The organism is Aeromonas sp. R2-4, from assembly GCF_040908365.1.
Taxonomy (GTDB): domain Bacteria; phylum Pseudomonadota; class Gammaproteobacteria; order Enterobacterales; family Aeromonadaceae; genus Aeromonas; species Aeromonas veronii.
In genome coordinates this window covers 1-12,847 of record NZ_JBFODO010000042.1, presented here as the reverse complement: position 1 = coordinate 12,847, position 12,847 = coordinate 1, and the positions used below count along the sequence as shown (strand labels likewise).

Genomic DNA, 12,847 nt, shown 5'->3' with positions numbered 1-12,847 from the left:
TAATAACAACAAGTTGTGGTTAAACCACCACCAATGTGGCCGACCCCGTCCAAACTATCCAACGCGAACAACAAAAAGGAATCACCATGCACAAGAAAACTCTGCTGGCTACCCTGATCTTCGGCCTGCTCGCGGGCCAAGCCGTTGCGGCTCCCTATCTGCCCCTTGCGACGGATCATCGCAACGGCCAGGAGCAAACCGCCAGCAACGCCTGGTTGGAAGTGGATCTGGGCGCCTTTGAACACAATATCCAGACCCTCAAGGATCGCCTCGGCGACAAAGGCCCGCAGATCTGCGCCATCATGAAGGCCGACGCTTATGGTCATGGCATCGACCTGCTGGTTCCCTCCGTGGTCAAGGCCAATATCCCCTGCATCGGCATCGCCAGCAACGAAGAGGCGCGCGTCGCCCGCGAGAAGGGCTTTACCGGCCGTCTGATGCGGGTGCGTGCTGCCACCCCGGATGAAGTTGAGCAGGCCCTGCCCTACAAGATGGAGGAGCTGATCGGCAGTCTGGTGAGTGCCCAGGGTATCGCCGATATCGCCCAGCGCCACCACACCACCATTCCGGTGCATATTGCACTCAACTCCGCCGGCATGAGCCGCAACGGCATCGATCTGCGTCTGGCCGATGCCAAGCAGGATGCGCTGGCCATGCTCAAGCTAAAGGGGATCACCCCGGTCGGCATCATGACCCACTTCCCGGTTGAGGAGAAAGAGGACGTCAAGATGGGGCTGGCCCAGTTCAAACTGGACTCCCAGTGGCTGCTGGAAGCGGGCAAGCTGGATCGCAGCAAGATCACCATCCACGCCGCCAACTCCTTCGCCACTCTGGCCGTGCCGGACGCCTACTTCGACATGGTGCGCCCGGGCGGCCTGCTCTACGGTGACTCCATCCCCTCCCACACCGAATACAAGCGGGTGATGGCATTCAAGACCCAGGTCGCCTCGGTCAACCACTATGCAGCGGGTAACACCGTCGGTTATGACCGCACCTTTACTCTCAAGCGTGACTCCTGGCTCGCCAACCTGCCGCTGGGCTACTCCGATGGTTATCGCCGCTCCCTGAGCAACAAGGCCTATGTGCTGATCCAGGGTCAGAAGGTGCCGGTGGTCGGCAAGACTTCCATGAACACCATCATGGTGGATGTGACTGATCTGAAAGGGGTGAAACCCGGCGACGAGGTGGTGCTGTTTGGCCGTCAGGGTGAAGCCGAAGTGAAACAGGCGGATCTGGAGGAGTACAACGGCGCCCTGCTGGCGGACATGTACACCATCTGGGGCTACACCAACCCCAAGAAGATCAAACGCTGATCACGCGATATGATAAAGGGCTCCCGCGGGAGCCCTTGTTGTTATTGCTTAATTGTCTGCCGCGCTCAAGCGGCCTTTTTACGGGTCACAAACAGACTCAACCCCATGGATGCCAGCAGGATCAACGCGACTACGCCCAGTGCTATGCCGGTCGGGATCTTGAAGATATCCAGCAGCAGCATCTTGACCCCGATAAACATCAGGATCAGCGCCAGACCGTATTTGAGCAGGGCGAAGCGATCAGCCACACCCGCCAGCAGGAAGTACATGGCACGCAGGCCCATGATGGCGAAGATGTTGGAGGTCAGCACGATGAAGGGATCCGTGGTCACCGCGAAGATGGCCGGGATACTGTCCACCGCAAAGATAAGATCGCTCACCTCCACCAGCACCAGGATCAACAGCAGCGGGGTGGCATAGCGCACACCGTCACGCAAGACGAAGAACTTCTCCCCTTCCAGGGTCTCGGTCACCTTGAAGCGACGGCGCATCCAGCCCAGCAGCGGGTTGTTGGCGAGATCAGGCTCCTTGTCGGCCGCCCACAGCATCTTGGCACCGGTCAGCAGCAGGAAAGCGCCAAACAGATAGAGGATCCAGTGGAACTGCTCGATGAGCCAGCTGCCCGCGAACACCATACCGGCACGCATCACGATGGCACCCAGTACCCCGTACAGCAGCACCCGGCGCTGCAGCTCGGCTGGAATGGCAAAGTAGCCGAACAGCATCAGCCAGACGAAGACGTTGTCCACTGCCAGCGCTTTCTCGATGAGGTAGCCGGTAAGGAACTCCAGCCCCTTCTGATTGGCGATTTCACGGCCCGCGCTGTGATCCAGCCAGAGCCAGATAGCCAGGTTGAAGAGCAGCGCCACGCTGACCCAGATGAGGGACCAGACGCCCGCCTCTTTGAGGGACACCTTGTGTGACTTGCCGCCACCGACAAAGCGTATGTCTATCCATAACAGGACCAGCACTATGCTGAAGAAACCGGCCCACATCCACCATTCACCCATGTTCACTTCTCCCAAAAACGACAAAACCCACGACCGAGAGGCGTGGGTTTGCGTTTGGAGCAGATACACCTTGCCTCTCGGCAAGGTCTCACTTACAGCTGATTTGCATCGACTGCCCGGCTGCCGGGTGCACTGCAGGATATGGGTGCACCGTAATGACGACAAACCGGCGAGAAGTTACTCCCCTTGTTGCGCGGATAGTAGCAGCGGTAAATGATAACGCCAAGAGGCATCTTCACTGCCGTCAAAAATAAATCGGGGCCCCATCAAGGAGCCCCGCAAGCAGGTTCAACACATCCCCATCAGAGCGGGTCGACCTTGAGGCAGGAGACGGCGTGATCGAAGTTCCCCTCCAGCACTGGGCGGGTCTTGGCACACTCGGGGCCAGCCACCGGGCAGCGGGTGCGGAACACGCAGCCTGACGGTGGATTCATCGGCGATGGCAAGTCCCCCTCCAGGATCTGGATCACCTTGTTGCGCTCCAGCTCAGGGTCCGGGATTGGCACCGCTGACATCAGCGCCTTGGTGTAGGGATGCAACGGGTTGGCAAAGATCTCCTTGCGGGTCCCCAGCTCAACGGCGTTGCCCAGATACATCACCAGCACCCGATCGGAGATATGCTTGACCACCGACAGGTCGTGGGCGATGAAGATGAGCGACAGCCCCATCTCCTTTTGCAGGGATTTGAGCAGGTTGACCACCTGCGCCTGGATAGAGACGTCGAGCGCCGACACCGGCTCGTCGCAGATGATCATCTTGGGCTCGAGGATCAGCGCCCGGGCAATCCCGATCCGCTGGCACTGGCCACCGGAGAACTCGTGCGGATAGCGGTTGACCAGGTTGGGCAACAACCCCACCTTGCTCATCATGGCGCGCACCTTCTCCTTCACCTCTTCCCGCGGCAGGTTGGGGTAGAAGGTGATGAGCGGCTCGGCGATGATGTCGCCAATGGTCATGCGCGGGTTCAGAGAAGCCAGCGGGTCCTGGAAGATCATCTGGATCTCTTTGCGCTTCTCGCGCAGGGCATTCTGGTCGAGCTTGGTGAGATCGTCACCCAGCCACACCACCTTGCCATCGGTGGCCGGTACCAGACCGATGATGGCGCGGGCAAAGGTCGATTTGCCGCAGCCGGATTCACCCACCACGCCGAGGGTTTCCCCTTCGTAGAGGCGCAGGGTAACGCCATCGACCGCCTTCAAATCGGATGGCTTGGCCCAAGGCCACGCCTTGCCACTCTTGATACTGAAGTGGACCTTGAGGTCAGACACTTCCAACAGCAATTTTTTGTCGGCACCCATTTAGTTGGCCCCCTTGTTCATGGCATCCGAAACCCAGTGACAAGCACGCTCCCGACCGTCGTTGAACGGAGTCAGGATCGGTGACTGCTGGCCGCAAATCTCGCTGACCCGGTGGCAACGCTCCTGGAAGGGGCAGCCGGTCGGCAGACGCAGCAGGTTGGGCGGATTGCCCGGGATGGTGGGCAGCACTTCCCCTTCGGTATCGAGACGAGGAATGGCGCGCAGCAGGCCTTCGGTGTAGGGGTGGCTCGGGCGATAGAAGATATCGTCTACCTTGCCGTACTCCATGGTACGACCGGCATACATCACCAGCACCTTGTTGCAGATACCGGCGACCACGCCAAGGTCATGGGTGATCATGATGATGGCGGTGTTGAACTCGCGCTTGAGCTCGTTCATCAGGGTCATGATCTGGGCCTGTACGGTCACGTCGAGTGCGGTAGTCGGTTCGTCAGCGATCAGCAGTTGCGGCCGGCAGAGCAGCGCCATGGCGATCATCACCCGCTGGCGCATGCCGCCGGAAAACTCGTGGGGATACATGCCCATCCGCTTGCGTGCTTCGGGGATCTTCACCGCATCAAGCATCCGTACCGACTCTTCGAACGCTTCCGCCTTGCTGACGCCCTTATGCAACATCAGCACTTCCATCAGCTGATCCTGCACCTTCATGTAGGGGTTGAGCGAGGTCATGGGGTCCTGGAAGATCATGGCGATCTTCTCGGAGCGGATCTTGTTGAGCTTGGACTCCGGCAGGTTGAGGATCTCCTCACCCTGAAACTTGGCGGAACCGGTAATAATGCCGTTTTTGGCCAACAGCCCCATGATGGCAAAGGCCGTCTGGGATTTGCCGGAGCCGGACTCGCCGACGATCCCCAGAGTTTCACCCGCAGAGAGAGAAAAGTTGAGGTCGTTGACCGCCACCACATTGCCGTCCGGGGTCTTGAACTCGACCCGCAGATCTTTCACATCCAGTAACTTCATATAAAAACTCCTTATCGATCTTTCGTGATGCTTTCCTGTCGACCCGATGCTCGATTAACGATCTTTCGGATCGAGGGCGTCACGCAGACCATCCCCGAGGAAGTTGAAGCAAAACAGGGTCACCACCATAAAGCTGGCGGGGAACAGCAGTTGCCAGATGGCCACTTCCATCGACTTGGAGCCTTCATCCAGCAGGGCACCCCAGCTGGTCATCGGTTCCTGAACCCCAAGGCCCAGGAAACTCAGGAAGGATTCAAACATGATCATCCCCGGCACCAGCAAGGTGGCGTAGACGGCCACGATACCGAGTACGTTCGGTACGATGTGACGGGTGATGATCTTCCACTTGGAGACGCCACAGACGTGGGCCGCCTCGATAAACTCCTTGCTCTTGAGGCTGAGAGTCTGGCCGCGCACGATCCGCGCCATGTCGAGCCAGCTCACCGCCCCGATGGCGATAAAGATGAGTGCCAGATTGCGGCCAAAGAAGGTGACCAGCATGATGACAAAGAACATGAAGGGGAAAGCGTTGAGGATCTCCAGTACCCGCATCATCAGGCTGTCGACCCGCCCGCCGATAAAACCGGAGGCAGCGCCATACAAAGTACCGATGATGACCGCCACCATGGCGCCCATGATGCCGACCATCAGGGAGATGCGACCGCCCAGCAGGGTGCGCACGAACAGATCGCGCCCCAGGCTGTCGGTACCGAAGTAGTGACCCGCTTCCATATCGGGCGGCGACTGCATGGCGCCCCAGTCCGGATCGTCAAAGGTGTATTGGGACAAATGGGGGCCAAAGATGACCGCCAGACCGATGATGGTCAGAATGATCAGGCTGGTCAGTGCCGCCTTGTTGCGCAGGAAACGGCGACGGGCATCCTTCCACAGGGAGCGTCCCTCCACCACTTCCACTTTTTGCGCGAACGCCTCGATGGCATCGCGTTTTTCAGTTGAAACAACCATGATGAACTCCCGAATTAGTAACGGATCTTGGGATCGATAAAGGCGTAGAGAATATCGACCACAGCGTTAAAGGTGATGGTGAGGGCGCCGACCAGAATGGTCAGACCGAGCACCATGGAGTAATCACGGTTAAGGGCACCGTTGACGAACAGCTGACCGATCCCCGGCAGGCCGAAGATGGTCTCGATCACCACGGAACCTGTGATGATGCCGACAAAGGCCGGGCCCAGATAGGAGACCACTGGCAGCATAGCCGGACGCAGCGCGTGTTTCAGGATGATGTGGCGCAGCGGCAAGCCCTTGGCACGGGCGGTACGGATGAAGTTGGAGTTCATGGTCTCGATCATGCTGCCCCGCATGATCCGCGAGATGGCAGAGATGTAGTACATCATCATGCCGAACACCGGCAGCACCATAAACTGGATGCCACCGCCCTGCCAGCCACCAGCAGGGAACCAACCCAGATGAATACTGAAAAACAGCACCAGCAAGGGCGCCAGCACAAAGCCCGGGATCACCACCCCGGCCATGGCCGACGACATCAGCAGATAGTCGATGATGGTGTTCTGTTTCAGTGCCGCTATGGTGCCGAAGGTGACCCCCAGCAGCACGGCGAAGAAGAAGGCCGTGGTCCCGATCTTGGCGGAAACAGGCAGCGCCTGACTCACCAGATCATTGACGGTGAAATCCTTGTATTTGAAAGAGGGGCCCAAATCACCCTGCACCAGGTTGCCCAGGTAGGTGAGATATTGCATGCCAATGGGTTTGTCGAGCCCGTATTTGGCCTCGATATTGGCGATGACTTCGGGGGGCAGTGAACGCTCGCTGGTAAAGGGGTTACCCGGGGCGAAACGCATCATGAAGAAAGAGACGGTGATCAAGACCAGCAGAGTCGGGATCGCTTCCAATAGCCGTTTAAAAATGAATTTCAACATAGACATTTCCTGTCCTGTACTGCTTCCAAATGGTCGCGGTTGTAATAAAGGCCCGCCGTCCGGCGGGCCCTGCTTGTTATGCGACTTGTTGCTTTAAATCAGTGAGCAATGATGTACATATCTTTGCTGTAGAGGTTATCCAGCGGGTTGGCCGGGTAGCCGCCTACATAGGGTTTGACCATACGGGCAGTCACGTACTGGTAGATGGGGGCGATCGGCATGTCTTTGGCCAGGATCTCTTCAGCCTGGACGTAGAGCTTGTTACGGGCCGCCACATCGACCTGATCACGGGATGAATCCATCAGCTTGTCGAACTCCGGATTGGAGTACTTGCCGTCGTTGTTACCGTGGGTGGTCTGCATCAGATCCAGCATGGAGGAGGCTTCGTTGTAGTCGGCGATCCAGCCGGCACGACCTACGTCAAACTGACCCTGTTTCTTGGTTTCCAGGTAAGTTTTCCACTCCTGGTTGACCAGGCTCACCTGCACGCCCAGCTTCTTCCACATGGAGGCCACGGCCACAGCCACTTTCTTGTGGTTGTCGTCGGTGTTGTAGAGCAGCTCGAACTTCAGCGGCTTGCTGGCATCGAAACCGGCCTCTTGCAGCAGCGCCTTGGCCTTGGCATCACGCTCGGCCTGGGTCATCTTCGACCACTCGGGCGCTACCGGCTTGAAGCCATCGACGAAGTCCGGCACCAGGGTGTAACCCGGCGTCTGACCCTGACCCATCACCTTGTCGGCGATCACGTTGCGATCGATGGCATAGGAGAGCGCAGTACGGACGCGCACATCGTCAAACGGCTTCTTCTTGACGTTGTACTGGTAGTAGTAAGTACCAACATAACCGGTCACTTTCAGCTCGTCCGGCTTCTCTTTCTTCATCTGCTTGAAGCGCTCGATGGGCATCTGATAGGTGATGTCCACTTCGCCCGCCAGATAGCGGCTCAGGTCGGCGTTGGTAGACTGGATGGGCAGATAGACCACCTTGTTGATAACGGTCTTGCCATCGTTCCAGTAGTGCTTATTGCGCTCCACTTCGACGCGCTCGTTCACCACCCAGTTCTTCAGGGTATAGGCACCGTTGGATACCATATTTTCCGGCTGGGTCCACTTGTCACCGAACTTCTCGATCACCTTCTTCGGTACCGGATAGGTGGTGGTGTGGGAGAGCATGCTGACGAAGTAAGGGATCGCTTTCTCGAGCTGCACTTCGAAGGTGTAGTCGTCGGTCGCCTTCACGCCCAGCGTATCAGCCGGCTTTTTACCTGCGATGATCTCGGAGGCATTGGCAATGGTCGGGATCTCCAGATACCAGGAGTAAGGAGAGGCGGTTTTCGGATCAACGGCACGCTGGAAAGCAAAAACGAAATCGTGGGCAGTGACTGGGTCACCGTTGGACCACTTGGCATCTTTGCGCAGGTGGAAGACGTAGTGCTTGTTATCCTTGGTTTCCCAGGATTCAGCCACCGCTGGGAGAATTTCCCCTTTCGGGCCGGATGCAACGAGACCTTCGAACAGGTCGCGCAGGATATTGGATTCGACCGTTCCTTCGGTCTTGTGCGGGTCAAGGGTCGCAGGCTCGGAGCCGTTGCCTTTTACCAGTTGCTGGACTTCAGCCAGCTTGGTTCCCGCCGGGACATCGGCAGCCTGAGCCACATTGACGCCACCAAACAGTGCAGCCACCAGCAATGTGTTAATCATTGTTTTTTTATGAGTCATTTCCCTACTCCAACAAGAACATTCCATGCATTTTTTAAAGTGACGGGGTTAAAACCCGCTCCCAGCATAATTCCCTGCCAATTCCGATAATGCAACAGATATTGTCAGGGTAATCGTCATTTTCTGGTCAAAAAATCAGCTGACGTGCGCTTTTTCAGTATTAAAACACCGGCAAAGCGCTCGTTTTTCACACAAACGACCGATTCTAGAAAAGACCGGGCAAAAAGCAACCAATAAAAAGCCGGTCACGAGGACCGGCTTTCATAAAGCGGAGCTGGCTCACATCAGGCTGGGGAAAACCCCCTTGATGCCGGCCACCATGATCTCGATACCCAGCGACATCATGATAAGACCCATGATACGGGTCACCACGTTGATGCCTGTGTTGCCCATGATCTTGAACAGCAGCGGCGCGGCGCGAAAGATGAGCCAGGAGCAGAAGGAGAAGACCACGACAACAACTGACATGCCGAGCAGCTGCTGCCAGTGGCTCTGGCTGGCATAGACAATCACCGAGGAGATGGCACCGGGGCCCGCCATCAGCGGCAGCGCCAGCGGTACCACGGCGATAGACTCGCGCACCGCCAGTTCGCCCTTTTCCTGTTTGTTGTGCTTTACCTCGCCCAGCTTGCCCTGCAGCATCGACCAGGCAATCAGGGTAATCAGCGACCCACCGGCGATCCGGAACGATGCCAGCGAGATGCCAAACCCATCGAGGATCAGTTGCCCCATATACATGGAGACCAGCAGGATCACCATCACCGCGATATTGGCGGTGGTATTGGTTTTCATCCGCTCGGCCTGGGTATGGTGGCTGGTCAGGCTGACAAACACCGGCAACAAACCAAGCGGGTTGATAATTGCGAACAAACCGACAAAAAACTTCAGATACAACGAGACGTCAATTGCTGCCATAGGCGCCTTCCAATAGAGTTTCGGGCCCAGCGGGCCAGTCCATTAATTTCGTGCGTAAATTTACATCATAGCCAGAGTGGGTACCAATCAAATAATCTCACCATTTTGAGGGTTTTTTAGTTAGTTCATCTAATGCATCCGCGCTAACTGGCATAAACCGATGCCAAAAGCCCTTTCTACCGCCCGACACGCGCCAGAAAAGTGAGCGCAAGCCTGCTTAATCATGACCAGAGAGTCCGACGATGACTGACCGAATGACCAAGCGACTCGAGAGAATCCAAGCTTTGCCTTCCTACTATTTCAGGCCAGACATCACTTCATTGACTCGGCAAGATAGCCACAATGCAAAAACCGGGAAAGGGGGCAGAAATGGCCCCCTTGGGGAATAAAGCGGATTAGTCATGGATTAAAACAACAATCATTTTTGCAACAAACGCTGGAATAAAGTGCGTTTGTCGGTGATTTTGAAACCAATTCACTCATATTCGCTAACCTATACCGCCAAAATAGCTCTGTAATACTATGGCTGCGTGCAATTAACCACTTGATAAATGTGGTTTATTACCCTGCATTAACAAGTCTCTCATCTTTCCCTTTGATGCACATTCCGATAACATCAGTCAAACAAGGATTGTGAAATAAAATTTCTTTTGTTCTTTTGTTACACATGATCCAGATCAAGTTTTTCTGAGTCAGCCCCGCTCTATAATCGACTCAGAAAGCGATTTAGTAAGGCATGTGAAAAAGCTGTTGCAACGATACCGTCTTGACAGGGCGACTATAATTGCCGGGCATTGCCAACGTCTTACTAAACAGTTTTCAAATAATCAGGAGATAAACATGGCAGTAACCAATTTGGCTGAACTGGATGCACTGGTCGCCCGCGTTAAGGAAGCCCAGCGTGAATTCGCCAGCTTCTCTCAAGAGCAGGTAGACAAGATCTTCCGTGCCGCCGCCCTGGCCGCCAACAACGCCCGTATCCCCCTGGCCCAGATGGCCGTGGAAGAATCCGGTATGGGTATCATCGAAGACAAGGTTATCAAGAACCACTTCGCCTCCGAATACATCTACAACAAGTACAAAGACGAGAAGACCTGCGGCATTCTGAGCGAAGATGATCAGATGGGTACCATCACCATCGCCGAGCCGGTAGGTATCATCTGTGGTATCGTTCCGACCACCAACCCGACCTCTACTGCGATCTTCAAATCCATGATCGCGCTCAAGACCCGCAACGCCATCATCTTCTCCCCGCACCCCCGTGCCAAGAACTCCACCAATACCGCTGCCAAGCTGGTACTGGATGCCGCTGTTGCCGCTGGTGCACCGAAAGACATCATCGGCTGGATCGACCAACCGTCTGTTGAGCTCTCCAACGCCCTGATGAAGCACGAAGACATCAACCTGATCCTGGCCACCGGTGGCCCGGGCATGGTGAAAGCAGCCTACTCCTCCGGTAAGCCTGCTATCGGTGTGGGTGCCGGTAACGTACCTATCGTTATCGACGAAACCGCCGACGTGAAGCGTGCCGTTGCCTCCATCCTGATGTCCAAGACTTTCGATAACGGCGTGGTCTGTGCTTCCGAGCAGGCAGTCATCGTTGTTGATGCCATCTACGACCAGGTTAAAGAGCGCTTTGCATCCCACAAGGGCCACGTGCTCTCCAAAGAAGATGCTGACAAGGTACGTAAAGTCATCCTGATCAACGGTGCCCTGAATGCCAACATCGTCGGTCAGCCAGCCACCAAGATTGCCGAGATGGCAGGCGTGACTGTACCGGCTGATACCAAGATCCTGATCGGTGAAGGCGTCAAGCTGTGTGCAGAAGATGAGTTTGCTCACGAGAAATTGTCCCCGCTGCTCGGTATGTTCCGTGCAAGCAGCTTCGAAAACGCCGTTGATATGGCCTGTGACATGGTCAACATCGGTGGTATCGGCCACACCTCAGGTCTGTACACCGACCAGGACCGCAACGCTGACCGCATCAAGTACTTCGGCGACAAGATGAAGACCGCGCGTATCCTGATCAACACTCCGTCTACCCAAGGCGGTATCGGTGACCTGTACAACTTCGCAATGGCACCGTCCCTGACCCTGGGTTGCGGCTCCTGGAGCGGTAACTCCATCTCCGAAAACGTGGGTCCGAAGCACCTGATCAACAAGAAGACAGTCGCAAAACGGGCAGAAAACATGCTGTGGCACAAACTTCCGAAATCCATCTACTTCCGTCGTGGTTCCCTGCCGATCGCTCTGAGCGACCTGGAAGGTAAAAAGCGTGCCATGGTCGTAACTGACCGCTTCCTGTTCAACAACGGCTACGCCGATGAGCTGGTCAGCCTGCTGAAAGCACAGAATATGGAAGTGGAAGTGTTCTACGAAGTAGAAGCTGACCCGACCCTGGCTGTGGTTCGCAAGGGTGCCGAGATGGCCAACTCCTTCAAACCGGACGTTATCCTGGCACTGGGCGGTGGTTCACCGATGGATGCAGCCAAGATCATGTGGGTGATGTACGAGCACCCGAACACTGCGTTCGAAGACCTGGCCATGCGCTTCATGGACATCCGCAAGCGTATCTACAAGTTCCCGAAAATGGGCGTGAAGGCCGAACTGGTCTGTATCACCACCACTTCCGGTACCGGCTCTGAAGTCACTCCGTTTGCAGTAGTAACCGATGAAGTGTCTGGTCAGAAGTATCCGCTGGCTGACTACGAGCTGACCCCGAACATGGCCATCGTTGATGCCAACCTGGTCATGGGTATGCCGAAGTCCCTGTGTGCCTTCGGCGGTATCGATGCCGTGACTCACGCCATGGAAGCCTATGTTTCCGTACTGGCCAACGAGTACTCCGACGGCCAGGCGCTGCAAGCCCTGAAAATGCTGAAAGAGTACCTGCCGTCCAGCTACCAGAACGGTGCCAACGACCCGATCGCTCGTGAGAAAGTGCACAATGCAGCCACCATCGCCGGTATCGCGTTCGCCAACGCCTTCCTGGGTGTGTGCCACTCCATGGCTCACAAACTGGGTGCCGAGTTCCACATTCCGCACGGTCTGGCTAACGCCCTGCTGATCAGCAACGTCATCCGCTACAACGCGAACGACAACCCGACCAAGCAGACTGCGTTCTCCCAGTACGACCGTCCGCAGGCTCGTCGTCGTTACGCCGAAGTCGCTGACCACCTGGGTCTGACTGCTGCCGGTGACCGCACCGCCGCCAAGATCGAGAAGCTGCTGACCTGGCTGGACGAGCTGAAGGCTACCCTGGGTATCCCGGCCTCTATCCGCGAAGCTGGCGTGACTGAAGCTGACTTCCTGGCCAAGGTTGACCAGCTGGCTATCGAAGCCTTCGATGACCAGTGCACCGGCGCCAACCCGCGCTACCCGCTGATCAGCGAGCTGAAGCAGGTTCTGCTGGACTCCTACTACGGTCGTCCGTTCACCGAAGCCGCTCCGGTAACTGCTGCCCCGTTTGAAGCCAAGGTTGAAGGCAAGAAGAAATCCAAGGCCTGATAACCAGTCCTGAGATAACAAGCCCGCGCACTGCGCGGGCTTTTTTTATCTGCCACTTATCACAGCGCTCCTCACTCCAGCCGATTGCGGTAGTGCAGCGCCTAACTTCCCAACCAACCAACCAACCAACCAACCAACCAACCAACCAACCAACCAACCAACCAACCAACCAACCAACCAACCAACCAACCAACCAACCAACCA

The 12,847-nt window shown here is 56.4% G+C and carries 10 protein-coding genes; 3 read left to right on the top strand and 7 right to left on the bottom strand.

The genetic code is table 11. The features are described 5' to 3' along the window. Positions 1 to 86 precede the first annotated feature (86 nt). Positions 87 to 1,313 (top strand): alanine racemase, encoded by a 1,227-nt coding sequence (gene alr / locus AB5Z05_RS16210; protein ID WP_021230622.1) that lies wholly within the window; start codon positions 87 to 89, stop codon positions 1,311 to 1,313. Between the two features lie 65 nt (positions 1,314 to 1,378). Here the strand turns inward: alr and AB5Z05_RS16205 are convergent, their stop codons facing one another. The 7 genes from AB5Z05_RS16205 to AB5Z05_RS16175 all read right to left on the bottom strand — a co-directional run bounded on the left by AB5Z05_RS16205 (position 1,379) and on the right by AB5Z05_RS16175 (position 9,136). After that, complete coding sequence (locus tag AB5Z05_RS16205) at positions 1,379 to 2,323, bottom strand: TerC family protein (protein WP_368152208.1); 945 nt, start codon at positions 2,321 to 2,323, stop codon at positions 1,379 to 1,381. Positions 2,324 to 2,625: 302 nt separating this feature from the next. Continuing rightward, positions 2,626 to 3,621 carry a murein tripeptide/oligopeptide ABC transporter ATP binding protein OppF gene (gene oppF, locus AB5Z05_RS16200; protein ID WP_005337666.1) on the bottom strand — a complete coding sequence of 332 codons (996 nt, stop codon included), beginning with the start codon at positions 3,619 to 3,621 and terminating at the stop codon, positions 2,626 to 2,628. Continuing rightward, on the bottom strand, positions 3,622 to 4,602 hold the full coding sequence (locus AB5Z05_RS16195) for an ABC transporter ATP-binding protein (RefSeq protein ID WP_005337668.1): 981 nt from the start codon (positions 4,600 to 4,602) through the stop codon (positions 3,622 to 3,624). A gap of 54 nt (positions 4,603 to 4,656) precedes the next feature. Next, positions 4,657 to 5,568 (bottom strand): oligopeptide ABC transporter permease OppC, encoded by a 912-nt coding sequence (gene oppC, locus AB5Z05_RS16190; protein WP_219264117.1) that lies wholly within the window; start codon positions 5,566 to 5,568, stop codon positions 4,657 to 4,659. Between the two features lie 14 nt (positions 5,569 to 5,582). Next, on the bottom strand, positions 5,583 to 6,503 hold the full coding sequence (gene oppB, locus AB5Z05_RS16185; protein WP_005337672.1) for an oligopeptide ABC transporter permease OppB: 921 nt from the start codon (positions 6,501 to 6,503) through the stop codon (positions 5,583 to 5,585). 98 nt (positions 6,504 to 6,601) lie between these two features. Beyond that, positions 6,602 to 8,221, bottom strand: a complete 1,620-nt coding sequence (locus AB5Z05_RS16180) for an ABC transporter substrate-binding protein (RefSeq protein WP_042083894.1) — start codon at positions 8,219 to 8,221, stop codon at positions 6,602 to 6,604. Positions 8,222 to 8,500: 279 nt separating this feature from the next. Then, a complete protein-coding gene (locus tag AB5Z05_RS16175; RefSeq protein WP_005337678.1) occupies positions 8,501 to 9,136 on the bottom strand; it encodes a YchE family NAAT transporter in 636 nt (211 codons plus the stop codon). 840 nt (positions 9,137 to 9,976) lie between these two features. Here AB5Z05_RS16175 and adhE point away from each other — a divergent pair. Together adhE and AB5Z05_RS16165 are read left to right on the top strand one after the other, a co-directional pair. Further along, positions 9,977 to 12,643, top strand: a complete 2,667-nt coding sequence (gene adhE, locus AB5Z05_RS16170; RefSeq protein ID WP_368152207.1) for a bifunctional acetaldehyde-CoA/alcohol dehydrogenase — start codon at positions 9,977 to 9,979, stop codon at positions 12,641 to 12,643. 92 nt (positions 12,644 to 12,735) lie between these two features. Then, on the top strand, positions 12,736 to 12,847 hold a 112-nt coding region (locus AB5Z05_RS16165; protein WP_368152224.1), incomplete at its 3' end, for a PT domain-containing protein.